This window comes from Emcibacter sp. SYSU 3D8 (assembly GCF_039655875.1).
Taxonomy (GTDB): domain Bacteria; phylum Pseudomonadota; class Alphaproteobacteria; order SMXS01; family SMXS01; genus RI-34.
The window spans coordinates 594572-619562 of record NZ_JBBYXK010000003.1 but is presented as its reverse complement, the minus strand read 5'-3'; the positions used below and the strand labels follow the sequence as shown (position 1 = coordinate 619562).

The window sequence follows — 24991 nt, the reverse complement described above, 5'->3', positions numbered from 1 at the left end:
GAACCATTCTAGAGCTTAGAGCAGCCCCAGTTCCCGCAATTCGGCAATCATTTCCGGCGGCATGTCGCCGGTGTCGCCCTCGCTCAGATCGGGCGGCGCGTCCTCGGGCTTGAGGTAACGCCAGCCCTGGTGCGGTCGCCGGGGCCACGGCTGGACCGGCACCACCGTGCCGTCCAGGTAGATCCGGCAATAGGCGCGGCCGTTGTCGTCCTCGAGGCGCTCGATGGACGTCAGCAGCTGACGCGCCTGGATCTTGCGGGCGATGATCCAGTAGACCGAGCCGCCCTCGAGCAGCTCGTCGGCGCGCTTGGGGATGTTGCGCGTATGGATGCAGCGCTCGTCCCCGCGCTCCCGCGTCACCTGCCGCAGATGGTCGAGGTCCGTGACCCCGACCGCCGGCCGCAGCAGGTGAATGCTGGCCATTACGCCAGCTCGATGGCCAGCGCCGTGGCCTCGCCGCCGCCCAGGCAGATCGCCGCGACACCGCGCTTCAGGCCGTGCTTCTCCAGCGCATTGACCAGACCGACGATGATGCGGGCGCCCGACGCCCCGACCGGATGCCCCAGCGCGCAGCCCCCGCCATGAATGTTCATGATGTCGTGGCCGATACCCAGGTCGCGCATCACCGCCATGGGGACGACGGCGAACGCTTCGTTGACTTCGAACAGATCCACGTCGGAGACTTTCCAGCCGACCCGGTCGAGCACCTTCTTCACCGCGCCGACAGGCGCCGTGGTGAACCATTCCGGCTCGTGGGCGAAGGTCGCCTGACCGACGATGCGGGCCAGCGCCTTGACGCCGCGCTTGTCGGCATTGGCGCGGCTCATGAGGGTCACGGCGGCGGCGCCGTCGGAGATGGAACTGGAATTGGCCGGCGTCACCGTGCCGTCCTTGGCGAAGGCCGGCTTCAGGTTGGGGATCTTGGAATGATCGGCGGTGCGGGGCTGCTCGTCCGAATCCACCACCGACTCGCCCTTGCGGGTCTTCACCGTCACCGACGCCATCTCGCGGCGGAAGGTGCCATCCACATTGGCGGTCTGGGCCCGGGTCAGCGAGGCCACGGCGAAGGCGTCCTGCTCCTCGCGGGTGAACTGGTAGCGCTGGGCAGTCGCCTCGGCATAGGTGCCCATCAGACGGCCGTGGCGGAAGTCCTCGAGGCCGTCGGTGAACATGTGGTCCCTGACCTCGCCATGGCCCATGCGCAGGCCCTGACGCACCTTGGGCAGCAGATAGGGGGCGTTCGACATGCTCTCGAGGCCGCCGGCGATCACGATGTCGGCCGATCCGGCGACGATCATGTCGTGGCCCTGCATGATCGCCTTCATGCCCGAGCCGCACATCTTGTTGACGGTGGTGGCGCCCACCGTGTCGGGGATGCCCGCGCCCAGGCTGGCCTGGCGGGCCGGCGCCTGGCCGAGGCCGGCGGGCAGCACGCAGCCCATGACGCATTCGTCGTAATCGGCGACCGGAATGCCGGTCTCGGCGACGGCCTTGCCGACGGCGATGGCGCCCAGTTGCGTGGCGGTCAGGGAGGACAACTCGCCCTGGAACGTGGCCATGGGCGTGCGGCCGATGCCGGTGATGACGATCGAAGTGTCAGACATGGAAATTCCTTCGTTGCGATGCGCCGTGACGGCGGCGCGGTGGATGTGTTTTGTTTTGGCCGGGGGCCGGGAGTCAACCCGCAATGGGACACAGGGTGTGCCCCGCGACGGATTTACATCAGGATCAGCGCGGCGAGACCGAGGAACGCGAAGAAGCCGACCACGTCGGTGACCGTGGTCACGAACACGCTGGAGGCCACCGCCGGATCGACTCCGGCGCGGGCCAGCCCCAGCGGGATCAGCACGCCGGCAAACGCCGCAACCACCAGATTGATGATCATGGCGCTGGCGATAACGCCGCCCAGCATCCAGTTGCCGAAATAGAAGCCGACAAGCAGGCCGATCAGCAGCGCCATGGTAAGGCCGTTCAGCAGGCCCACCGACGCCTCGCGGATCACGGTGCGCATGGCGTTGCTGGAAGTAAGCTCCTTCATGCCCAGCGCTCGCACCGCCACGGCCAGCGCCTGGGTGCCGGCATTGCCGCCCATGCTGGCCACGATGGGCATGAGGACGGCCAGTGCAACCATCTGCTCGATGGTGGCGTCGAACTGCTTGATCACCGAGGCGGCGAGGATCGCGGTCAGCAGGTTGACCAGCAGCCAGGGCAGACGGGTGCGCACGGTCCACAGCACCGATTCGTGCACCGAGGCGTCGGATACGCCGGACAGCAGCAGAATGTCCTCCTGCGCCTCGTCGTGGATGACGTCGACGATGTCGTCGACCATGATCACGCCGAGCAGCCGGTTGTCGTCGTTCACCACCAGCGCCGACACCAGATTGTATTGCTGGAACAGGAACGCCACTTCTTCCTGGTCGGTCATCGCATTGATCAGGATCGGGTCCGGCTCCATGATCTCCTCGACCTTCACCGCCCGCTTGGCGCGCAGCATGCGGTTGAGCGCGACGGTGCCGAACGGTTTCATCTTCGGGTCGACGACGAAGATCTCGTAGAAATCGTCGGGCAGGTCGTCATGCTCGCGCATGTAGTCGATGGTCTGGCCGACGGTCCAGTAGGCGGGCACCGCGATGAAATCGCGCTGCATCAGGCGGCCGGCGGATTCCTCCGGATAGGCCAGCGCGGCCTCGACGTCGGCGCGGTCCTCGACCGGCATGGCATCGAGCACCTCGCGGCGGTCGGCGTCGTCAAGGTCCTGGATCAGATAGGCCGCGTCATCGGCCTCAAGCTCGCTCATGGCCGCGGCGATCTCGCGCGGCTCGAGCAGGTCGATAATCTCGTCGCGAACCGTTTCTTCCAGTTCGGTCAGCGCCTCGGGTGCGATCCGGTCGCGGGCCATCTCGACCAGCCGGACGCGATTCTTCGACGACAGCTGCTCGATCAGGTCGGCCTGGTCGGCCGCGTGATAATCGTCGAGCAACGCGTGGATGAAGACGGTGTCGTCGTTCTTGAGAGCCTCGGCGACCTGCGCGACTTCCTCGGGGGAAACGCGATAGGGCGAGTTTTCAGGTGCCTCGGTGACGGGGCGGTCTTCCGTATCCGTCTCTTCGCTCTGCATGGGCAGCCCCTGCTGAACACCGGTGCACTGAAGAAAAAAGACCTGCAGGTAACTCAGCTACCTGCAGGTCCCTGAACTGGTGCGGTCGAGAAGACTCGAACTTCCACGAGCTTGCGCCCACAGCGACCTCAACGCTGCGCGTCTACCAATTCCGCCACGACCGCAGTGGGCGCTCAAGTAGCAAAATCGAATGGAGGCCGCAAGGAAAGAACGGCGCATTCAGGGTATTAGGTTCGAGCGGTGGAACGATTGCCCGCCGCAGGCCCGGATAACCTCAGATATTCTCCGCGACGTGAATGCCGCACTCGGTCTTGTCCGTGCCCGCCCAGCGGCCGGAACGGTAGTCCTCGCCGGCCTCGACCCGCTTGGTGCAGGGCATACAGCCGATCGACAGATAGCCGTCGGCAACCAGCGGATGACGCGGCAGCTGTTTTTCATTGGCGATGCGCTGCAGATCTTCCAGGCTGAAATTGGCCAGCGGGTTGACCTTGATGCGGCCCTCGCTTTCCTCGATCAGCGGCAAGGCCGCGCGGGTGCCGGTCTGGAACCGCTTGCGGCCGGTGATCCAGGCATCGAATCCTTCCAGCGCCGCGTCCAGCGGCCGGGTCTTGCGCAGGTCGCAGCAGGCATCGAGATTGCGGGTCCACAGCAGGCCGTTCCTGTCCTCTTCCCGAACCTCATCGGCGTCGGGCTTCAGGGTGCGGATGTCGGTCAGGCCGAAGCGGCTCTCCAGCGTGTCGCGGTAGCGCAGGGTCTCGCCGAACAGCTTGCCGGTGTTGAGAAACAGAATCGGCGTCGACGGGTCGATCTGGGCGACCATGTCGATCAGCACGGCGGATTCCGAGCCGAAGGACGACACCAGCGCGATGCGGCCGGGGAAGACTTCCTTGATCATGACCTCGAGCAGATCCCTGCCGTCCAGATGGCCATAGTGTTCGTTCAGCCACGCTTCGTCGCGCGGCCGGTCCTGCTGCTTTGCTTGCAACGCCAAAGTCATTTCAACCACTCGCTCTTCTCGATCATGGCGTCGGTGCGCTCGGCAACCGTCGCCATATCGGCGCCTTCCTCGATCCACTTCCGGCGCTGCGCCGACAGCGTCAGGAGCCGTTCGGCCCATTCAGGCCCAAATTCCTCTTCCAGGTGGCGGCGCAACCTGCGCGCCAAACCCGGACTTGCCCCGCCGGTGCCGACGGCGATCAGCAGGTCGCCGCGCCGGACCGAACCGGGCACGTGGAAGTCGCACAATTCGCGAACATCTTCCACATTCACCAGCACGTTATGCTCGCGTGCCATCAGCGCCAGGCTGAACGACGCGTCGTTGTCGAGCCCGGCGACGTAGAGCAGATCCACGCCGGCCAGATCGGCCACTTCGGGCAACCGGTCATGGACCACGCCGTCGGTCAGCGCCGCGAACCGATCGGTCTCGCCAGGCGCGAACACCGCCACGGCCCTGGCGCCGCCCTCGCGGGCCTGACGCACCCGTCGCTCGGCGGCGGGTCCGTTTCCCGCCACCACGATGGCCACCCTTTCCGGGTCTATCATGATCGGGATCATGGGCCGCTCCGCTCCCGGCAATCGCGCCGACTACCAATTGACACTGTATATTAGGGGTATCGGAAAAAATCTCAAGGGATCATGTAAAACTCAAAATATTACACCGAAATTATGTTAATTCAATTCCCCCGCCAGAACCGACGTTGTTGTGGAACTCTCACCATCGCGTGCCTATTCTGGCGATCCTTCTTGAGAGACATCCAGCGGCAGAAAGGGGAGCCAGCATGTCGGATTCCGTACAATATGTGGCCGATCGTATCGCGTTAACGGACGTGATGCTGAAATACACCAAGGGCGTCGACAATCGCGACCTCGACCTTTATCGGTCGGTGTTCACCGACGATGTGGAAGTCGTGGGCTTCGGCGAGAACGTTTATCATGGCGGCGATGCGTGGACCGCATATGTCAAGGAAGCGCTGGCCCAGTACGGACCGACCCAGCACATGCTTGGCCCGCAGCTCGCCACCGTGGACGGCGACAAGGCCCATTGCCGCACCGACGTGCAGGCACTGCATTATCTGAAGGACAAGCCCGACACCACGCTGACGCTCTGGGCAACCTATGAGAGCGACATGAAGCGCGTGAACGGCGAATGGAAGATCGCCCGCCACGAACTGGTCGCCCGCGGCACCCGTATCCAGGCCGGTTGATCAGCCGGGACAATGTTCTAGCTTGACGGGTATGCCGGACTGGATCATCGCCGACGCACCCGTCGCCTATCCCGACGCGCTCTCCTTCATGGAGCAGCGCGTCGCGGATATCGCGGCCGGCGCCGCGCCCGAGACGGTCTGGCTGCTCGAGCACCCGCCGCTCTACACCGCCGGCACCAGCGCCCATCGCGAAGATCTGCTGACGCCCGACCGGTTTCCGGTTTTCGACACCGGACGCGGCGGCCAGTACACCTATCACGGCCCCGGCCAGCGCGTTGCTTATGTGATGCTGGACCTGAACCGGCGCGGCCGCGACCTGCGGCGCTACATCGCCAGCCTGGAACAGTGGATCATCGACACCCTCGCCGCCTTCAACGTGAAGGGCGAGCGGCGCGCTGGACGCGTCGGCATCTGGGTGGACAGAGGACATGGCCGCGAGGACAAGATCGCCGCCATCGGCGTGCGGGTGCGCCACTGGATCACGTTCCACGGCATCGCCATCAACGTCGACCCGGTGCTGGAGCATTTCTCGGGTATCGTGCCCTGCGGCATTTCCGAGCACGGCGTGACGTCGCTGGTGGATCTGGGCCTGCCGGTCACCCTGGCCGACCTGGACGTGGCGCTGAAGCAAAGCTTCGACGGCGTGTTCAGCGACGCTTACTCGTCATAGGGTCCATCAGTTCGCCGGTCTGCGCCACCGCCCATGTGTTTAGCCCGGTGCTTTCCGGTTGTGCCTCTACCCTGAAAACGTCTCGCGTCCAATCCCGCCTTCACACAGCCTCCAAATTCACCTGCCGCCAAAGGTGGCCGTAAACGAGCATTCTGAACATCGGGATGGAATTACACAGGAGCGGGCAGGATCTGGACAAGATTCCCAAAAAGCACACTGCTCCTGGCCGCTTCGATGCTAACCGTGGCGCGGGACATTTACCGACGGTCTCGTCACTGTTCCATCGGCGGCAAGACGTTCACGCGACGCCTGCGTTCTCAAAGCGGCATGGATGAGCTATAAATGACTTCATGATACCGCTGGTTACAGACAGGCTGAGTGACATTCGCGCTTTGTGCATCAAGCACAAGGTCCGCAAGCTGGCGCTGTTTGGCTCGGCGGCCCATGACGATTTCGATCCGGCTACCAGCGATCTGGATTTTGTGGTTGTGTTCGAGCCGCTGCCTCCAGTGGACTACAAGGATCACTTTTTCGGTCTTCAGCGCGACCTCGAGGATTTATTTTCCCGCAAGATCGACCTCGTCGTCGAGGATGCCATCCGGAATCCCTATCGCCGTGACGCGATCCTGTCTTCAAACGAACTGATTTATGAAGAAGCGGCGTAGCGCGGGCGCCTACCTTTGGGACATCGTGGATGCTTGCGACAAGACGCGGCAGTTCACTGCCGGCGGCACATTGGAAACATACACAGCCGACGCGTACATGAAGTCTGCTGTCGAACGTCAGCTCATGATTGTCGGAGAGGCTATCGTCCAGTTACTGCGGCAATACCCCGACTATGCGGAACACTTCCCCACGCGCTCAGCCATCATCGCCTTTCGCAACCGGCTGGTGCACAGCTATGAGGATACAGCCGACGCGATTGTCTGGGGCATCGTGATCGACGACGTTCCTGAACTGCGGGCCAAGGCCACCAGACTTCTGAACGATCCGCCAAACTAAGCCTGCAATGGGGCCGGCACCCCGAAAAAGCGACGGGCGGGCCACCTTGCGATGACCCGCCCGCCCTGAATATTGCGAAACCTAGAAGCGGAAGGTGCCCTGCACCATCAACTCGCGGCCACGCTCGACGACGCCGGCGAGATCACCGCGGTTGCCGCCGGGTTTGTCGCCCGACGTCAGCACCTTGATCTCGTTGGTCAGGTTGCGGCCGATGAACGCGAACTCCCAGCTGTCGTCGGGATCGTGGAACCGGATCGACGCGCTGATCTTGGCATAGCCGGATTGACGGCTGCCCGGCGCCTGGCTGTCCTGCGACCAGTACCAGCTGATGTACTTCACGTCGCCCGACAGGCCGATATTGACGCCATCGGTGATCGGCGTGTCGTAGGAAACGCCGAAGAAGCCAGAGAACCGGGGCGCATTGGCCAGGGTCTCGCCACTCAGATCAAAGACGTTCGGACCGCCCGGCTTGGACGGCAGGCAGCCTTCCGACGGCAACTGGCCGTTGAAGCACGGCGCGGTGGAGAAGTCCCTGAACTTGGCGACGTTGTAGGTCAGCGCGGTGCGGACGGTCCAGTGATCGTCCGGCACCCACATGATTTCCGCCTCGACGCCCTTGGTCACGGCGGACGCCGCGTTGCGGATGACGAACGAGGTGGTCACGATGTCCAGCGACGAGCGCTGCAGGCCCTTGAACAGGTAGTAATAAGCGTTCAAGTCGACGCGGATGGTGCCGTCCAGCAGCACGCCCTTGTAGCCGATTTCGCCGCCCTTGGCGGTTTCCGGGCCGAACGACAGACCCTGAAACGTCTCGGACTTGAAGATCAGGCCGGCATGCGAGATGCCGCCCGACTTGAAGCCGGTCTTGTAGGCCGCGTAGATCGTATGGTCGGGCGCGGGGTGCCAGGTCAGCGTGGCCTCGGGCGACCAGTTCGACGTGTCCGTGGTGCCCTGGATATTCTGGCCCGGCGGCAGCATCAGCAACTGGAACAGCGAACCGGGATTGATGTAGAGATTCTCGCGGAACGCATACATGTGCTCGTTGGTATAGCGCACGCCAGCGGTGAACTGCAGGTCCTCGACAATGTCCCAGAGCACCTGACCGAAGCCGGACAGGGTCTCGCGCTTGTTGGTGTCGCGGTGCCAGTACCCGATGAAGAAGGGCACCGTGGGGTCCAGGGTCAGGGCCGTGTTGAGGCCGCCGCGTCCCGCATTGTAGGGATGCCGGGTCGTGTTCTCGTAATAACCGCCGATGACGAAATTGACCGGACTGTCAAAGGTACTGGTGACACGCAGCTCCTCACTGAACTGAGACTGGCTTTCGCCATTCAGTCCCGGAAAATGGGTCGACGTGTCATAGCCGTAATTGCCCCATCCCTTGGTGTCGAGATAGTAGAAGCCGGTGATCGAATTGATGTTCACGCTGCCAAAATCGTAGCTCATGTCGAGCGAGATCAAGGTGCTCTTGATCTTGGTGAAGTACTGGCCCTTGTTGCTCTTCTTCTGCAGCGGGTAGGTCGAGGCGATGAACTCGGGCATCTGGCTCGACACGCGGAAATGGTCGGGCACGCAATCCTCGTAGGGATCACGGAAGCCGCGGGTGGTGGCGCCGTCAGCGCCACAGGCGACAACCTGGGTGATGCCGGTCTGCTCGTCATCGGTGTATTGCGAACCCAGGATGCGCAGGGTCGCGGTAAACCGGTCGGAGGGATCGAATTGCATGGTGATGCGGCCGACCAGGTTCTGGTCCGACGGCGTGACCTTGTTCCGCTGGTTGGGGCCGGGCAACGGATAGGCAGGCTCGAACGGGTTGGCGAGCGGGCCCGAGACGTTGCGGAGGTACCCTTCCATCTGCGAGTAGCGGACCGCCACGCGGATACCGAACTTGTCGTTGACCGGGCCGCCATAGGCGCCCTCGACCATGAATTCCTGGGCCTCGAACTCGTAGCCGGCCTGGACGTAGCCTTCCCATTCCGAGCCGGGCCCCTTGGAGCGCAGCGACACCACGCCGGCCGGGCTGTTCTTGCCGAAGAACAGGGCCTGCGGGCCTTTCAGCACCTCGACCTGTCCCAGGTCGAAGAACGCGGCACGCGAAATATAGCCGCGCGAGATCTGGACGCCGTCGACATTGAAACTCACCGCAGTCTCGATACCCGCGTTGGTGGACGAGGACGCGATGCCGCGCAGGATGACTGCACCGCCATTGCCCGACGTACCGGGTGTGATCTGCAGCTGCGGCACCATGTCGCCGATTTCGGTGAGCCTGGTCGCATTGTAGCGATCCAGATCATTTTCGGTCAGCGCGCTGACCGCGACCGGCACGTCCATCAGGGTTTCTTCCTGCTTGCGCGCCGTGGTGGTGACGGATTCGATGCCGCCGGTGCGGGCCGGCGGATCCTGTGCGAGAGCTGGTGCAGCAATGCCGATGCTCAGTGCGCCGAGCACGAGCGGGCGGCAGAGCGCTTGCGCAAGAGCGCTTGCGAAACGATTCATGATTCCCCCCGGGGGTTAATAGACGCTGTTATCCGGGATGGACTGAGCCATCCCTGCTTTCAGAAATTCATTTGTGGCCGGAAACCCCTGTGTCTCCAGCACCAACTTTGTATATGTCCATATATAAAAGTCAAGACCGTCTGCTTTTGACGATTGCCCCGTGCGCCGGGGCCTCACCGACCAGCGGTCAGGGCCGGAAGGCCCCTTCGAGCAGCAGATGGGCCGCGTCGTGCGCAGCCTCGATATCGACCGCCCCCGGATTGACCCGCGCCTGAACGCCGATCCCCCTCAGCATGCCCACAAGCAACACGGTTACGGCGGCCGTAGGCAGCCGGGTGTTGACATCACCGTCGGCCTTGGCCTGCTCGATCATCGTCCCGAGAATGTCGCGGAACAGCGCGTCGAGTTCGGAGAAAGCACTACGGACCACATTGTTGGGCCCCAGCGCCTCGCCAAGCAGGACAAAGAAGGTGCTGGAGCTGACCGAATTCCGCATCAGCGACCCGCAATAGGCATCGATGAAGCGGTACAATGCCGCCAGACCGCGCGCGTCCCCCAATGTCTCGAAAACCTCGTCGCGGAACCGGCGGTGAATCTCGTGGGTGACGGCGGCGATCAGGCCATCCTTGGAGCCGAACCGGGCCATGACCAGACCGTGACTGAAGCCCGAACGGCGGCCGATTTCCATCATCGACGCCCGCGTGCCCACTTCGAGGAATAACTCGACCGCCGCGTTCAGGATCGCATTGGAGGACGCGGCGGATCTCTCGGCCTGCGACCGGCGCGGCTTCCTGCCGGCAAGTGTCATTCGATAAACACCCTTGGCCTCGAATTCCTGCACATGCTGAATGAATGGCGCGAACGGTGGCACAAGTCCTGCGTACGCTCAAGGCGATCGGCGCGCCGGCGCCCCGCTAGGCAGTCTCGCGGATTTCAAATCCGGTGCCGGGGTCGGCCCGCGAGGGATCGGACACGGCCTCACTCACCTTCGAGCCCGGCGGTCCCAGATAGCACGACATCATCATCTCGATGACGTCCTCGTTGGGACCGGAGAACATCGCCTCGACGCTGCCGTCCTGGCGATTGCGGACCCATCCCCTGAGCCCGCGCCGCGTCGCCTCGCGCAATACCCAGGCGCGAAAGCCAACGCCCTGCACGCTGCCGCGGATGCGGGATATGACAGTGCGGCTCATGGGCCTATTCGAATTCCATGATGACCTGGTCGACGGCCATGCTGTCGCCGGGCTTGGCATGGATCTTGGTGACCCTGGACTGCTTCTCGGCGCGCAGGATGTTCTCCATCTTCATGGCCTCGACCGCCGCCAGCGTCTGGCCGGGAAACACTTCCTCGCCCTCTTCGACGGCGATCGACACGATCAGGCCGGGCATCGGGCAGAGCAGCAACTTGGAGGTGTCCGGCGGCACCTTCACCGGCATCATAGCGGCATATCGGGCCACCAGCGGCGAGCGCACGGTAACCTTCACGAACGAGCCGTCACGGGTGAGCAGGTAGCCGTCGGCCAGCCGATCCACCTCGACGGCGAATGGCATGCCGTTCAGCAATCCCTTGAACACCGGCTGCCCCGGCTTCCAGTTCGACTGCAGGTTGACGAACCGGCCGTCGAGGAACACGTCCCAACCGGCGGTGGCCGCAGCGATGCGGGCGTCATGGGATTCGTCGTCGACGCCGACCACCCAATCCGTCGCCTCGGCGGGCGTCCAGTGTGGCAACTGGCCCGACACGGTGGCCTCGCGGGCCGCCGACAGGGAATGGACAACCGTCGCGACACCGATAAGGCCGTCCCTGGTGGCCGGTGTCAGCGGCGCACCGTGGAAGCCGTCAGGATATTCCTGGGCGATGAAATTGGTCGACAGCCGGCCTTCCTTGAAGCGCGGATGGGCCATCACCGCCGACAGGAACGAGACGTTGTGCGAGATGCCGCGCAGGTAATATTCATCGAGCGCCACGCGCATGCGCTCGATGGCCTCGAGCCGGGTCGGCGCGTAGGTGCACAGCTTGGCGACCATGGGATCGTAGAACATGCTGATCTCCGATCCCTCATAGATGCCCGTGTCGATGCGGACGCCGTCGGTTTCGGCCGGCGGCTGATAGCGCTCGATGCGGCCGATGGAGGGCAGGAAGTTGCGCAGCGGATCCTCGGCGTAGATGCGGCTTTCCACTGCCCAGCCGGTCAGCGTCACATCGTCCTGGGTGATGTTCAGCGGCAGGCCGGCGGCCGAGCGGATCATCTGCTCGACGAGGTCGACGCCAGTCACCAGTTCGGTCACCGGATGCTCGACCTGCAGGCGGGTGTTCATTTCGAGGAAATAGAAACTGCCGTCCTGGCCGACGATCATCTCGACGGTGCCGGCGCTGTCGTAGTCCACCACCTGGGCAAGGGCCACGGCCTGCTCGCCCATGGCCTTGCGCAGTTCGGGCGTCAGGAACGGGCTTGGCGCCTCCTCGATCACCTTCTGGTGCCGGCGCTGGATCGAGCACTCACGCTCGCCCAGATAGATCACGTTGCCGTGCTTGTCGCCCAGCACCTGGATTTCGATGTGACGCGGCTCCTCGATGAACTTCTCGATGAACACGCGGTCATCGCCAAAGCTGGAGCGCGCCTCGTTGGTGGCCGAGGTGAAGCCCTCGCGGGCCTCGGCGTCGTTGAAGGCGATACGCATGCCCTTGCCGCCGCCACCGGCGGACGCCTTGACCATGACCGGATAGCCGATCTCGGCCGCGATCTTCGCCGCCTCGTCCTCGTCCTTGATCACGCCCACATAGCCGGGAACCGTGCTGACATTGGCCGCGGCCGCCAGCTTCTTGGATTCGATCTTGTCGCCCATGGCGAAGATGGCATGCGGGTTCGGGCCGATGAAGGCGACGCCCGCCTCCTTCAGCGCATCGGCGAACTTGGTGTTCTCGGACAGGAATCCGTAACCCGGATGCACCGCCTGGGCGCCGGTGCGCCTGACCGCGTCCATGATCTTGTCGATCACCAGATAGGACTGGGCGGCGGGCGACGGGCCGATATGGATGGCCTCGTCAGCCATCTGCACGTGCAATGCCTCGCGGTCGGCATCCGAATAGACCGCGACGGTGGCGATGCCCAGCTTGCGGGCGGTCTTGATGACGCGGCAGGCGATTTCGCCGCGATTGGCGATGAGGATCTTGTCGAACAGCATGGGCTTCCTCCCCTCGCCTTAAAGCGGCAGGTTGTCGTGTTTTTTCCAGGGATTGCGCACGTCCTTGTTCTTCAGGATGCGCAACGAGTTGGCGATCCGGCGCCGCGTGGAATGCGGCATGATCACCTCGTCGATGAAGCCTCGGCTCGCCGCCACGAACGGATTGGCGAAGCGCGCCTCGTAGTTCCTCGTGTGCTCGGCGATCTTCTCGGCATCGCCTATGTCCTTGCGGAAGATGATCTCGACCGCGCCCTTGGCGCCCATCACCGCGATTTCGGCTGTTGGCCAGGCATAGTTGACATCGCCGCGCAGGTGCTTGGAGCTCATCACGTCATAGGCGCCGCCATAGGCCTTGCGGGTGATGACGGTAACCTTCGGCACCGTGGCCTCGCCAAACGCAAACAGCAGCTTGGCGCCATGCTTGATGATGCCGCCATATTCCTGGGCGGTGCCCGGCAGGAAGCCCGGCACGTCGACAAAGGTGACGATCGGGATGTTGAAGGCGTCGCAGAAGCGCACGAAACGGGCAGCCTTGCGCGAGCTGTCGATGTCGAGGCAGCCGGCCAGCACCATGGGCTGGTTGGCGACGATGCCGACAGTGGAGCCTTCCATGCGGCCGAAGCCGGTGATGATGTTGCCCGCGAACTTGGGCTGAACTTCCATGAAGTCGCCCTCGTCGACGACCTTGGAGATCAGCTCCAGCATGTCGTAGGGCTTGTTCGGATTGTCGGGTATCAGCGTATCCAGCGACATTTCGAGCCGGTCGGCGCGATCGAAGGATTCGCGGACCGGCGGCTTTTCCTTGTTGTTCAGCGGCAGGAAATCGAAGAAGCGGCGCGTCTGCAGCAGCGCCTCGACATCGTTTTCGAACGCCAGGTCCGCCACCGACGATTTCGTGGTGTGGGTGATGGCGCCGCCGAGCTGCTCCTGGGTCACGGTCTCCTGGGTGACCGTCTTCACCACTTCGGGACCCGTGACGAACATGTAGGACGTGTCCTTCACCATGAAGATGAAGTCGGTCATGGCGGGGGAATAGACCGCGCCGCCGGCGCACGGGCCCATGATCAGCGACAGCTGGGGAATGACGCCCGATTGCTCGATGTTGCGCTGGAACACGTCGGCATAGCCGGCCAGCGAGGCGACGCCTTCCTGGATGCGGGCGCCGCCCGAATCGTTGATGCCGATGACCGGCGCGCCAACACTGGCGGCGCGGTCCATCACCTTGCAGATCTTCTCGGCGAAGGTTTCCGACAGCGCGCCGCCGAAGACGGTGAAATCCTGCGAGAACACGAAGACCAGGCGGCCATTGATGGTGCCGTGGCCGGTGACCACGCCGTCGCCGGGAATGCGTTGTTCCTGCATGCCGAAATCGGTGTTCCGGTGCTCGACGAACATGTCGTATTCCTCGAACGAGCCGGGATCGAGCAGGACTTCCAGCCGCTCACGGGCTGTCAGCTTGCCGCGCTTGTGCTGCGCGTCGATACGCGCCTCGCCACCGCCCATGCGGGCCTGGGCACGGCGCTTTTCCAACTCCTGCAAGATTTCCTGCATGGCGGGATACCCCCAACGATTGATTGTCGATTATGGAGAGACCGACCGGCAGCCGGCAATTTGGTGGCGACCATATAGCAAGGTTAACTGCTTTGTAACAGACTCTCGCATCTGCGGCATAGGTCGTTTGGCGGGTGCCGGGCCGGGCGATTTTTCACGGGCGGCGTGTGTCAGGAACGGGTCAGCGTCATGAACCGGGCGGCATCGAGCAGATCCTGGCGCAGCAGAACGCGGCGCGCCACCGCCTCGTCGTCAACGCCCCACAGGGATTCCTGCCAAAGCTCGTCGATCTGGCTCAGATCGAAGGCGTCTTCGGCAGCCAGATGGCCTTCGGCGATGGCAGCGGCGAGCACCACCGAGCCCAGCCCCTGGGTCAGCCGGCTGATTCCGACCATGGTGAAATCGTCATAGGCGTCGAGGTGGCGCTGGGCCGCCTCGATGGTACCGGGCGCCTGCGCGACGTGCACGACACCAGTCGTCACGACAAGGCGCAGACCGAGGTGCTCTGCCGCCCAGTCGAGCAGCGGCTGCCAGCTCTCGTCCTGTCGGACGCGGAGGCCGGCCGGCGCATCGGCGCGGTAGCACAGCAGATCGGCATCCGCATAGCCGGCGGCATCCGTCAGTATTTCGCCCCGGCGCGTCGCCATCAGGTCGATGGCGGCGTTGGCCAGTCCGGTCATCGGCATGGACTGGGGCCGCACCTCGTCCTCCTGGGCATCCCATTCGGCGGCAATTGCGGCGGCCAGCGGCCGCGACGGCACGACGAACGGCGCACGGGCCGGCGTCCGGACGGGCTTGCCGTCGAGCGTGATGGCGTGGCCGCCGTCGACGGAGACCGCCTCGACGGCCTTGTAGAACCGCTTCAAGCCGCCTTCTCCCACAGGGTCCCCAGCCAGGGCGACAGGCCGGCATAGTCGCCCAGCACATGGCGCGCGCCGGCATCGGTCAGCTCCTCGGCGGGATGGTAGCCCCAGGACACGCCCAGCGGGTGAACCCCGGCGCTGCGCGCCATGTGAATGTCGAAGACCGTGTCGCCGATCATCACCGTATCCTCGCGCCGCGCCCCGGTGGCGCTCAGAGCGTTGTCGAGCATGCCCGGATGAGGCTTGCTTGGCGCGTCGTCGGCCGTCTGCAGGGTCACGAACAGGTCCCGCATGCCGTGCAGCTTCAGGGTGCTGGCCAGCCCGCGCCGCGACTTTCCAGTAGCGACGCCGAGTAGATAGCCGGCCCCCGACAGTGTCTCCAGCGCCTCGCGGACGCCGGGAAACAGCGGTTCGGTGTGCAGCGGATCATGGCGCAGATGCCCGAACGCATCCTTGTACGATTCGGCCAGGTCGACATGGGTCTTGCGGTCCAGTTGCGGCACCAGCTCGGCAACCGCCTCGACCAGCCCCAGGCCGACGACGCGGCGCACCGCGTTCAGGTCCGGGCAGGCCATGCCATGCCGGTCGAATGCATGGTTCATGGCGGCGAAGATGACATGCTGGCTGTCGACCAGTGTGCCGTCGCAGTCGAACATGATCAGGCGCAGGTCAGTCATCGGCGAACACGTCCTGCCGCATGTTCGGATCGAACTCGAACAGGGCCCAGGTCTCGCGCATGTGCGGTGGCAACGGCGCGGTCACATCGATGGTGCCGCGCACCGGATGGGGAATGACGATATTGCGGGCATGCAGGTGCAGCTTGCTGGAAATACCGTCGCGGAAGGAGTCCTCGCTGCCGTATTTGCCATCGCTGATAATGGGGGTGCCAAGCTGGGCGCAATGGACGCGGAGCTGGTGGGTGCGGCCCGTCACCGGCCGCAGCGCCAGCCAGCACAGCGCATTGCCCGCGTTCTCTATCACCTTGTATTCGGTGATGGCCTTCAGGCCCTTGTCGCCAGGCCGGACGCGCTCGTCCTCCTCGCCGTCCTTTTCCATCATCGAGGTGATCTCACCCTCGTTCGGACTCGGCACGCCGGTGACCAGCGCCCAGTAGGTCTTCCTGGTCTTGCGGTCCTTGAACGACAGCGCCAGCGCGGCGGCCGCCTGGCGGGAACGGGCCAGCACCAGGACGCCGCTGGTGTCCTTGTCCAGACGGTGGACCAGCCGGGGGCGATCCGAGGCGCCGAAGCGCAATGCCTCGAGCATGCCGTCAAGATGCTTGCCGATGCTGGTGCCGCCCTGCACGGCAAGGCCCGGCGGCTTGTTGATTACGATGACGTGATCGTCCTTGTAGAGCACCGCGTCCTGCAGCATCTGGACGTCCTCGCTGCGCGGCGGCGCCGGCAACGGCTTCTTCATGGGCAAGGCCATCTCGCCCATGGGGGGAATGCGGATCTGGTCGCCCGCCAACAGCCGGTAGTCGGCCTTGGCGCGCTTGCCGCCCACCCGGATCTGGCCGGTACGCAACAGCTTCTGCAGGTGGCCGAATGACAGCGCCGGGAAATGCTGCTTGAACCAGCGGTCGAGCCGCTGGTCGGCATCGGCCGGTTTGACCGATATGGTTTGCACGACACTCATGACACGATCCCGTCCATCACTCTAAACCGAAGGTCCAGCCTTCGAAGCGGCGGACCCTATCCGATAAGCCCGCCGGATTCCACAGCGAGGCAGCGCCGGAAAGCCGGCGCAGACCGGCGGCGAGAATCAGCGCGTCGGTCATGTCGTCTGACAGTGCAAATGTATCATTGTTCCCGCCCGGAAAGGGCCCGGAGCCGAAATGGTCCAGGACCCGGTTCAGCCGCCCGGCGCAGCGCACCTTCCCCCGGCCGCAATCCGCCATGCGCACGAAGGCCGTGGGGAAGGTTTCGGCCAGCACCAGCCGGGCACCGGCACTGTCATCGAACGGCCACACCGCCACGCCGGGGCAGTGCTTCAGCCAGCGCAGCATCCGCATGCCGGACAGGGATGCCAGACCCACCTGCCCCGCGCCGACCAGGTTGAATACGGATTCGGCCGCGCCCAGGCCCCGCGCATGGATCAGCGTCTCGACCGTGCGCAGGCGGCGCACATAGCGGTCGCCCGTGACCCCGCCGCGGCGGAAGTGGCGCTGAAACGGACCGGCGCCGGCGAAGTCACCGCCGAACAGGCTGCCTGCAGCGCCGCAATGCGCCTCGACCAGCGCCCACAAGCCGGCATGATCCGCCGGGTCGTCCGCGAAGCCGGGGAAATAGGCCTGCCGGTCTTCCCACGGAAAGCCGAATGAAAAGTCGAGGCTGCACAGCACCCGGTGCGCAGCCGACCGGTCCAGCAGCCACCGGGCGAATGCCGGCCGCGTCCACGGGCCGCCTGCCGGATTGCCGACCAGCGAAGGCGCAGCCTGTCCCGGCGCACACATCGCCACCTGCAGCCCTTTCAGCCCGGGGCCGCGCGCACCCGACCAGTCCGCCCCCACGAACAGGTCGAACGGGTTCACTGCTGGCCGGCCTCGCGCTGCTGCCGTTCGGCGCGCAGCCTGGCCCAGTAGTCGAGGCGCTTGAGCACATCGCGCTCGAAACCCCGCTCGAGAGGCCGGTAGAGTTGCCGGCGTTCCATGCCTTCGGGGAAGTAATTCTGGCCGGAAAAGCCGTCGGCGGCATCGTGGTCGTATTCATAGCCCTTGCCGTAACCCAGATTCTTCATCATCCGGGTCGGCGCGTTGAGGATATGCATGGGCGGCATCAGCGATCCCGCCTCGCGCGCGGCGGCGTTGGCCTGCTTCGAGGCGGTATAGACCGCGTTCGATTTGGGCGCCGTGCCCAGATAGATCACCGCCTGGACGATGCCCAGTTCGCCTTCGGGCGAGCCCAGAAAGTCGTACATGTCCTTGGCGGCCAGCGCCTGGACCAGCGCCTGCGGATCGGCCATGCCAATGTCCTCGGCGGCGAACCGCACGAGACGGCGGGTGATGTAGAGCGGGTCCTCGCCGGCCGTCAACATGCGCGCCAGATAATAGAGCGCCGCGTCCACGTCCGAGCCGCGCAGGCTCTTGTGCAGGGCGCTGATCAGATTGTAGTGGCCCTCCTGGGCCTTGTCGTACACCGGCGCCCGGCGCTGCACCACGTCGGCAAGCGCCGCGGTGTCGAACGGTTCGGTATCCGGGCCGAGCGCGGCCACTTCCTCGACCATGTTGTAGAGAAACCGGCCGTCGCCGTCGGCCATCGCCTTCAGCGCCACTCGCGCATCGGGCTGCAGCGGCAGTGGATGGCCGGTCTCGGCCTCGGCACGCTCCAGCATGGTCTCCATGGCCGCATCGTCGAGCCGGTTGAGCACCATGACCTGGGCGCGCGACAACAACGCGGCGTTGAGTTCGAACGACGGATTCTCGGTGGTGGCGCCCACCAGAATCACCGTCCCATCCTCCACATAGGGCAGGAACGCGTCCTGCTGGGAACGGTTGAACCGGTGGATCTCGTCGACGAAGAGAAGGGTGCCCTTGCCGTCGCGGCGGCGCCCCCGGGCGGTGTCGAACACCTTGCGCAAATCGGCAACGCCCGAGAACACCGCCGATACCTGCTCGAAATGAAGGTCGACATGGTCGGCCAGCAAGCGGGCAATCGTGGTCTTGCCGGTGCCGGGTGGTCCCCACAGGATCAGCGAGGCCATCCGCCGCGCGGCCAGCATGCGGCCGATGGGTCCGGTCGGGCCGAGCAGGTGCCCCTGCCCGACCACATCCTCGATGCGCGCCGGCCGCAGCCGGTCGGCGAGCGGGCGCGGCGCCGATGTCTCGAGCCCGGCTGTCTGGAACAGGTCTGCCATTGGCCTAATGTAGGGCGTGCGGCCTACTGGCGGAAGGTGCCGCTGACGATCTGGCCCTGGCGTTTGATCTTCACGTTCATGACGCCCTTGTAGCCGGCCCACACGGCGTTGAGTTCCGCCACCGTCTTGACCGGCTTGTCGTTGATCGAGACGATGAAGTCGCCCGGCCGAAGACCGGCGCGGTGGGCCGAGCTGCCGCGTTCGATGGCGAGGACGATGACCCCCCGGGCCATGATGTCGAGCTGCAATTCGTCGGCCAGCGCCGGCGACATGTTCGCCACCTTGGCGCCGGCGAACAGATGACCGGCGGGCAGCATGGTTTCGTCGCGCTTGGGCACTTCCGGCGCGGCGACCAGCGGCACGCGAAGGCTCATGGTCTTGCGGTCGCGCACGATCTCGACCTCTACCTTGCCGCCAACGGAATGGGTCGCCAGGATCGAGATCATGCTGCCCGGATCGTCGACCAGCCGTCCTTCAACCTCGGTCAGCACGTCGCCGATCTGCAGCCCGGCCTTGTCGGCGGGACCGCCCGGATAAATTGCGTTGATCAGCACGCCGCCAGGTCGGTCCAGACCAAGCGAGTCGGCCAGGTCGCTGGTGATCACCTGTCCCGTTGCGCCGAACCACGGCCGCAGCACCTTGCCACCCCGGTCGGCCGCATCGACGATACGCTTCACCATGTTTGCCGGGATGGCAAAGCTGATGCCCGCATAGCTGCCGGTGGGCGAGTAGATCCAGGTATTGACGCCGAACAACGTGCCGTCGAGGCCTACCAGCGCGCCGCCGGAATTGCCCGGATTGATGGCGGCATCGGTCTGGATGAAGAATTCATATGCGCCGGCTGAAGAGCGGCTGGCGCGTCCCACTGCGGAGACAATGCCCTGGGTCACGGTCTGGCCGATGCCGAACGGGTTGCCGATGGCGAAGGTAACGTCGCCGACCTCGATCGTGTCCGAGTCCCGCAACTGCAGGAAAGGCAGGCCGGCCGATTCGATCTTCAACACCGCCAGGTCCAGGCGCGCCTCGTCGGCGACGATTTTCGCCTTGAACTCCCGCCGGTCATTCAGCACGACGAATATCTCGTCCGCGCCATCGATGACGTGGTGGTTCGTTACGACAAGACCATCGGCGCGCACGATGACGCCGGAACCCAGCGAGTTCTGTTCCTTCTTTTTCTGTTGCGGCTCGTCGCCGTAACGGTCACCGAAGAATTGGCGGAAGAACGGATCGTTGAACAACCGGTTGCCGCCGGTCTGCACCATCTTGGTGGTGTAGATGTTCACCACGGCAGGCGCCACGCGCTTCATGAGGGGCGCATAGGAATATTCGATCACGGAGGTGTCGGCGGGAACCACCTTCTGAACCGGCGCGGGCGATGCCAGCGGCGCGGGAGCATCGGCGTCCGGTTCGGGCGGCCCGAGTTGCGCGTAACTCCCATAGATGGCACCGCCGACCGCCAGCATGACCACGACCGACAGCGCCCCGCGCCAACCCGACATCCATCCGCTCATATGTCCGTCACCCCGTTCAAAGTCACGTGTTCTATTTAGGCAACCAGCCCCCAAACGCAAAGGGCAGCCGATGAGGCTGCCCTTTCGTGAATTCCCTGTGGACCAGGCTTATGCCTCGTCCTCGACGTCCTCGTCGCGGGCGTCGGCGGTGGGACCGGCATCGGTGCCCTTGGCCGCCGGATCGCGGTCAACCAGCTCGATGAAAGCCATCGGCGCGGCATCGCCGTAGCGGAAGCCAGCCTTCAGCACGCGGGTGTAACCGCCTGACCGCTCTTCGTACCGTTCCGCGATGGTCGAGAACAGCTTGTCCACCACCTTGGACTCCGGAATCTTGCCCGCAGCCTGGCGGCGTGCGTGCAGGCTGCCGGCCTTGCCCAAGGTAATCAGCTTCTCGACGTAGGGCCGAAGCTCCTTCGCCTTGGGCAGTGTGGTCTTGATCTGCTCGTGCTTGAGCAGTGACGTCGCGAGGCTCTGCAAGAGCGCCTTGCGCGACGACGAGTCGCGATTCAGTTTCCGTCCCGACATACCATGGCGCATCGCGCTACTCCCGAATGACCGGCCTAGGGCCGATCAGTACTCACTTTCCAGTTTCTTCGCCAGTTCCTCGATGTTTTCTGGCGGCCAGTTGGGCACTTCCATGCCCAGCTTGAGGCCCATCGAGGACAGCACTTCCTTGATCTCGTTCAGCGACTTGCGGCCGAAATTCGGCGTGCGGAGCATCTCCGCCTCGGTCTTCTGGATGAGATCGCCGATATAGACGATATTGTCGTTCTTCAGACAATTGGCCGAGCGCACCGACAATTCGAGTTCGTCGACCTTGCGCAGGAGATTCCGGTTGAACTCCGGCTCCTTCTCCTCTTCGCGGCGGACGACCTCGCGGGGCTCTTCGAAGTTGACGAACAGCTGCAGCTGGTCCTGCAGGATACGGGCGGCGTAGGCCATCGCGTCCTCGGGGCTGATCGAGCCGTCTGTCTCGACGTCCATGGTCAGCTTGTCATAGTCGAGAACCTGGCCCTCGCGGGTGTTCTCGACCCGGTAGGACACCGTCACGACCGGGCTATAGAGCGCATCGACCGGAATCAGGCCGATCGGCGCATCGTCCGGACGGTTGCGGTCCGCCGGCACGTAGCCCTTGCCGTTGTTGACGGTCAATTCCATGTTGATCTCGGCGCCTTCGTCCAGCGTGCAGATCACCAGGTCCGGGTTGAGGATCTCGATCGACGCATGCTCGCTGATGTTGGCGGCGGTCACCTGCCCCGGGCCCTTGGCCTTGAGCGACAAACGCTTGGGCCCCTCGACGTGCATCTTCACGGCGAGCGACTTGATGTTCAGCACGATGTCGGTGACGTCCTCGCGGACTCCCGAAATCGAGGAAAACTCATGCAGAACATTCTCGATCTGGATGGCGCTGACGGCCGAGCCCTGCAGTGAAGACAGCAGCACGCGGCGCAGAGCGTTGCCCAAGGTCAGCCCGAAGCCGCGCTCGAGCGGCTCGGCGACGACGGTCGCCTTCGTCTTCGCGTCGTTACCCGGCTTGACCTCCAGCTTGTTCGGCCGAATCAATTCCTGCCAGTTCTTCTGTACTACCACCGTTAGACCCCTTTTTAAGGTCAAGCGCCCCGGTGGGGGCGCCGTACTCTTGAATGTTCCGCGTGCCTTGAGGCTTAGACGCGGCGACGCTTGGGCGGGCGGCAACCGTTATGCGGGATCGGCGTCACATCCTTGATCGAGGTGATCGTGAAACCCACCGACTGCAGCGCACGGAGCGCCGACTCACGACCCGAACCAGGACCGCTGACTTCGACTTCAAGCGTCTTCATGCCGTGTTCCTGCGCCTTCCGGCCGGCATCTTCGGCGGCCAGCTGGGCCGCATATGGCGTGGACTTACGCGAGCCCTTGAAGCCCTGCGCACCAGCCGAGGACCAGGCAATCGTGTTGCCCTGGTGATCGGCGATGGTCACCATGGTGTTGTTGAACGTGGCGCTGACATGCGCAACGCCCGAGGTGATGTTCTTGCGTTCGCGACGCTTGACGCGGCCGGTATCGGTTGCCATTGCGCTCTGTCCTTACTTCTTCTTACCGGCGATGGGCTTCGCCTTGCCCTTGCGCGTCCGCGCATTGGTGCTGGTGCGCTGGCCGCGTACCGGCAAGCCACGACGGTGGCGCAGGCCGCGATAGCAACCCAGATCCATCAGCCGCTTGATATTCATTGCCACTTCACGGCGCAGATCGCCTTCGACGATGAAGTCGCTATCGATGCTCTCGCGAATATGAATGACCTCGGAATCGGTCAGTTCGTTGACGCGGCGTTCCGCCGGGATGCTCAGCTTCGCGCAAATCTGTTTGGCGCGCGTATGCCCAATCCCATGAATGTAGGTCAGCGCGATCTCGACCCGCTTGTTGGTCGGTATGTTTACACCGGCGATACGTGCCACGACGTTAGTCTCCTTACGCGTTCAATTCTGCGCTGATCCGCCCTGATTCGCGGAACGCGGGATTATAGAAAGCTACAGCGTCCAGTCAACCGCTCAACCGCTGGTCGGCGGCGAGTACGGTTTTGATCTCTTCGGCGACCTGGTCCATCGGCGCCATGCCGTTGAGCTGAACCAGATTGCCGCGCTTCTTGTAATAGGGCAGCAGCGGCGCCGTTTCCTTGTGATAGGTGGCCAGCCGCGATCGCACTGTCGTCTCGTTGTCGTCGGCGCGGCGCACCATCTCGGTCGAACCGCACACGTCGCACACCCCGGCAACCTTCGTCGGCTTGAACCGGTCATGATAACCGGCGCCGCAATTGCCGCAGGTGAAGCGTCCGGTGATGCGCTCGACCAGCGCCTCGTCGTCGACTTCCATCTGGATCACATGGTCCAGCTTGAGGCCCTTCTTCTCCAGCATGGCGTCAAGCGCTTCGGCCTGGGCCACATTGCGCGGGAAACCATCCAGGATGAAACCGCGCTTGGCGTCCGGCTGATCGATTCGATCCGAAATGATCGACACCACCACGTCATTGGGCACCAGATCGCCGCGCTTCATGATGTCTTCGGCGATCTTGCCGACATCCGTGCCGGCCTTCACGGCGGCACGCAGCATGTCACCTGTCGACAGCTGGACCATTCCGTGACGCTCCTCGAGGAGCTTGGCCTGTGTGCCCTTGCCAGCGCCAGGAGGACCCAGAAGAATAACGTTCAACCCTTCCTCCCGCGCAGCCGCGACTTCTTGATGAGGCCTTCATATTGGTGCGCCAGCAGGTGCCCGTGGATCTGCGTCACCGTGTCCATGGTAACGTTGACGACGATCAGCAGTGACGTGCCGCCGAAATAGAACGGTACCGAAAACTGCGAGATCAGGATTTCCGGGATCAGACAGATGACGCACAGATAGGCGGCGCCCACGACGGTGATGCGGGTCAGCACGTAATCGATATATTCGGCCGTCTTTTCGCCCGGCCGGATGCCAGGCAGGAAGCCGCCATGCTTCTTCAGATTGTCGGCCGTGTCCTGTGGATTGAACACCACCGCCGTATAGAAGAAGCAGAAGAAGATGATCATGCCGAGATACATCGCCAGATACAGCGGCTGACCGTGTCCCAGCGCAGCGGTGACGGTTGTCAGCCATTCCGGCCCGCCCTGCGACGAGAACTGCGCCACGGTAAGCGGCAACAGCAACAGCGAGGAGGCGAAGATCGGCGGGATAACACCGGCGGTGTTGAGCTTCAGTGGCAGGTGCGAGCTGTCGCCCTGGAACACCTTGTTGCCGACCTGACGCTTGGGATACTGAACCAGCAACCGGCGCTGCGACCGCTCGACATAGACGATCACGCCGACAGCCGCGCCCACCAGAATCAGCAGCACCAGGACGAACCAGATGCTGAACTGCTGCTGGTTCCAGCTCAGTTCGAACATCTGCACGACGGCGCGCGGCAGGTTGGCGACAATGCCGGTGAAGATGATCAGCGAGATGCCGTTGCCGACGCCGCGAGCGGTGATCTGCTCGCCCAGCCACATCAGGAACATGGTTCCGCCAAGCAACGTGGTTACCGTGCTGACGTAGAAGAACGGCCCCGTGGACATGGCCAGGTTCTGCGACGCCAGGAACACGGCGATGCCGTAGCCCTGGACGATGGTCAGACCGACCGTGCCGTAGCGGGTGTACTGGTTCAGCCTCTTGCGGCCGCTCTCGCCCTCTTTCTTCAGCTGCGCCAGAGCCGGCGACACGCTGGTCATCAGCTGAACGATGATCGACGCCGAGATGTAGGGCATGATGCCCAGCGCGAAGATCGCCATGCGCTCGATGGAGCCGCCCGCGAACATGTTGAACATGCCCAGGAGGCCGCCGCCCTGCTGGCTGAACATCTGCGACAGCGCGACAGGATCTACACCCGGCAACGGAATGTAGGTGCCAAGACGATAGATGATGAGCGCACCCAGTGTGAACCAGATGCGCTTCTTGAGTTCAGTTGCCTTCGAGAAGGCGCTGAGATTAAAGCTCTGAGCTAGTTGTTCGGCAGCCGACGCCATAGGACTTCCCGCTTCCGCGCCTAG

At 64.0% G+C, this 24991-nt stretch carries 26 protein-coding genes and 1 tRNA gene; 4 read left to right on the top strand and 23 right to left on the bottom strand.

Features of this window, described 5'->3' with window-relative positions; genetic code table 11:
- Positions 1-15: 15 nt before the first annotated feature.
- From WJU21_RS13925 to WJU21_RS13900, 6 genes are all read right to left on the bottom strand, one after another.
- Positions 16-423, bottom strand: coding sequence for a DUF1489 domain-containing protein (locus tag WJU21_RS13925; RefSeq protein WP_346324040.1), 408 nt, complete (start codon positions 421-423; stop codon positions 16-18).
- Positions 423-1604 carry an acetyl-CoA C-acyltransferase gene (locus tag WJU21_RS13920; RefSeq protein ID WP_346324039.1) on the bottom strand — a complete coding sequence of 394 codons (1182 nt, stop codon included), beginning with the start codon at positions 1602-1604 and terminating at the stop codon, positions 423-425. Before WJU21_RS13920 ends, WJU21_RS13925 begins: the two co-directional genes overlap by 1 nt.
- Positions 1605-1717: 113 nt before the next feature.
- Positions 1718-3118, bottom strand: coding sequence for a magnesium transporter (mgtE, locus tag WJU21_RS13915; RefSeq protein ID WP_346324038.1), 1401 nt, complete (start codon positions 3116-3118; stop codon positions 1718-1720).
- Between the two features lie 77 nt (positions 3119-3195).
- Positions 3196-3282 (bottom strand) — tRNA-Leu (locus WJU21_RS13910).
- 110 nt (positions 3283-3392) lie between these two features.
- Positions 3393-4115 (bottom strand): phosphoadenylyl-sulfate reductase, encoded by a 723-nt coding sequence (locus WJU21_RS13905; protein WP_346324037.1) that lies wholly within the window; start codon positions 4113-4115, stop codon positions 3393-3395.
- Entirely contained in the window at positions 4112-4672 is a 561-nt protein-coding gene (locus tag WJU21_RS13900) for an NAD(P)-dependent oxidoreductase (RefSeq protein WP_346324036.1), read from the bottom strand. Before WJU21_RS13900 ends, WJU21_RS13905 begins: the two co-directional genes overlap by 4 nt.
- Positions 4673-4896: 224 nt before the next feature.
- On the opposite strand from WJU21_RS13900, the gene WJU21_RS13895 reads away from it, so the two are divergent.
- The 4 genes from WJU21_RS13895 (at position 4897) to WJU21_RS13880 (ending at position 6994) form a co-directional block, all read left to right on the top strand.
- A complete protein-coding gene (locus WJU21_RS13895) occupies positions 4897-5322 on the top strand; it encodes a nuclear transport factor 2 family protein (protein ID WP_346324035.1) in 426 nt (141 codons plus the stop codon).
- 31 nt (positions 5323-5353) lie between these two features.
- A complete protein-coding gene (gene lipB, locus WJU21_RS13890; protein WP_346324072.1) occupies positions 5354-5992 on the top strand; it encodes a lipoyl(octanoyl) transferase LipB in 639 nt (212 codons plus the stop codon).
- Positions 5993-6342: 350 nt separating this feature from the next.
- A complete protein-coding gene (locus WJU21_RS13885; RefSeq protein WP_346324034.1) occupies positions 6343-6657 on the top strand; it encodes a nucleotidyltransferase domain-containing protein in 315 nt (104 codons plus the stop codon).
- Positions 6641-6994: a HepT-like ribonuclease domain-containing protein gene (locus tag WJU21_RS13880; RefSeq protein WP_346324033.1), complete on the top strand. Its 354-nt coding sequence runs from the start codon at positions 6641-6643 to the stop codon at positions 6992-6994. Before WJU21_RS13885 ends, WJU21_RS13880 begins: the two co-directional genes overlap by 17 nt.
- 81 nt (positions 6995-7075) lie before the next feature.
- Here the strand turns inward: WJU21_RS13880 and WJU21_RS13875 are convergent, their stop codons facing one another.
- The 17 genes from WJU21_RS13875 to secY all read right to left on the bottom strand — a co-directional run bounded on the left by WJU21_RS13875 (position 7076) and on the right by secY (position 24967).
- Positions 7076-9487: a TonB-dependent receptor gene (locus tag WJU21_RS13875; protein WP_346324032.1), complete on the bottom strand. Its 2412-nt coding sequence runs from the start codon at positions 9485-9487 to the stop codon at positions 7076-7078.
- 187 nt (positions 9488-9674) lie between these two features.
- Positions 9675-10295 carry a helix-turn-helix domain-containing protein gene (locus WJU21_RS13870; RefSeq protein WP_346324031.1) on the bottom strand — a complete coding sequence of 207 codons (621 nt, stop codon included), beginning with the start codon at positions 10293-10295 and terminating at the stop codon, positions 9675-9677.
- A gap of 106 nt (positions 10296-10401) precedes the next feature.
- Positions 10402-10680, bottom strand: coding sequence for an acylphosphatase (locus tag WJU21_RS13865; RefSeq protein ID WP_346324030.1), 279 nt, complete (start codon positions 10678-10680; stop codon positions 10402-10404).
- Positions 10681-10684: 4 nt separating this feature from the next.
- On the bottom strand, positions 10685-12670 hold the full coding sequence (locus WJU21_RS13860) for an acetyl/propionyl/methylcrotonyl-CoA carboxylase subunit alpha (RefSeq protein WP_346324071.1): 1986 nt from the start codon (positions 12668-12670) through the stop codon (positions 10685-10687).
- Positions 12671-12691: 21 nt separating this feature from the next.
- Entirely contained in the window at positions 12692-14224 is a 1533-nt protein-coding gene (locus WJU21_RS13855; protein WP_346324029.1) for an acyl-CoA carboxylase subunit beta, read from the bottom strand.
- Between the two features lie 170 nt (positions 14225-14394).
- Positions 14395-15090: an ATP12 family protein gene (locus tag WJU21_RS13850; protein WP_346324028.1), complete on the bottom strand. Its 696-nt coding sequence runs from the start codon at positions 15088-15090 to the stop codon at positions 14395-14397.
- On the bottom strand, positions 15087-15764 hold the full coding sequence (locus tag WJU21_RS13845) for an HAD-IA family hydrolase (RefSeq protein ID WP_346324027.1): 678 nt from the start codon (positions 15762-15764) through the stop codon (positions 15087-15089). The genes WJU21_RS13850 and WJU21_RS13845 overlap by 4 nt, the downstream gene beginning before the upstream one ends.
- Positions 15757-16725, bottom strand: a complete 969-nt coding sequence (locus tag WJU21_RS13840) for an RluA family pseudouridine synthase (RefSeq protein WP_346324026.1) — start codon at positions 16723-16725, stop codon at positions 15757-15759. Before WJU21_RS13840 ends, WJU21_RS13845 begins: the two co-directional genes overlap by 8 nt.
- Positions 16726-16741: 16 nt before the next feature.
- On the bottom strand, positions 16742-17620 hold the full coding sequence (locus WJU21_RS13835) for a hypothetical protein (protein ID WP_346324025.1): 879 nt from the start codon (positions 17618-17620) through the stop codon (positions 16742-16744).
- Entirely contained in the window at positions 17617-18942 is a 1326-nt protein-coding gene (locus WJU21_RS13830; RefSeq protein ID WP_346324024.1) for a replication-associated recombination protein A, read from the bottom strand. Before WJU21_RS13830 ends, WJU21_RS13835 begins: the two co-directional genes overlap by 4 nt.
- A 23-nt stretch (positions 18943-18965) precedes the next feature.
- Positions 18966-20453, bottom strand: a complete 1488-nt coding sequence (locus WJU21_RS13825) for a DegQ family serine endoprotease (protein WP_346324023.1) — start codon at positions 20451-20453, stop codon at positions 18966-18968.
- A gap of 108 nt (positions 20454-20561) precedes the next feature.
- Complete coding sequence (gene rplQ, locus WJU21_RS13820; protein ID WP_346324022.1) at positions 20562-20990, bottom strand: 50S ribosomal protein L17; 429 nt, start codon at positions 20988-20990, stop codon at positions 20562-20564.
- 33 nt (positions 20991-21023) lie between these two features.
- Positions 21024-22067 (bottom strand): DNA-directed RNA polymerase subunit alpha, encoded by a 1044-nt coding sequence (locus WJU21_RS13815; protein WP_346324021.1) that lies wholly within the window; start codon positions 22065-22067, stop codon positions 21024-21026.
- A 50-nt stretch (positions 22068-22117) separates the two neighbouring features.
- The gene (gene rpsK / locus WJU21_RS13810) at positions 22118-22507 is read right to left on the bottom strand and encodes a 30S ribosomal protein S11 (protein ID WP_346324020.1); all 390 of its coding nucleotides are present in this window, start codon (positions 22505-22507) and stop codon (positions 22118-22120) included.
- Between the two features lie 12 nt (positions 22508-22519).
- A complete protein-coding gene (rpsM, locus tag WJU21_RS13805; RefSeq protein WP_346324019.1) occupies positions 22520-22888 on the bottom strand; it encodes a 30S ribosomal protein S13 in 369 nt (122 codons plus the stop codon).
- 85 nt (positions 22889-22973) lie between these two features.
- On the bottom strand, positions 22974-23639 hold the full coding sequence (locus WJU21_RS13800) for an adenylate kinase (RefSeq protein ID WP_346324018.1): 666 nt from the start codon (positions 23637-23639) through the stop codon (positions 22974-22976).
- Positions 23636-24967: a preprotein translocase subunit SecY gene (secY, locus tag WJU21_RS13795; protein WP_346324017.1), complete on the bottom strand. Its 1332-nt coding sequence runs from the start codon at positions 24965-24967 to the stop codon at positions 23636-23638. Before secY ends, WJU21_RS13800 begins: the two co-directional genes overlap by 4 nt.
- Between the last annotated feature and the right edge of the window lie 24 nt (positions 24968-24991).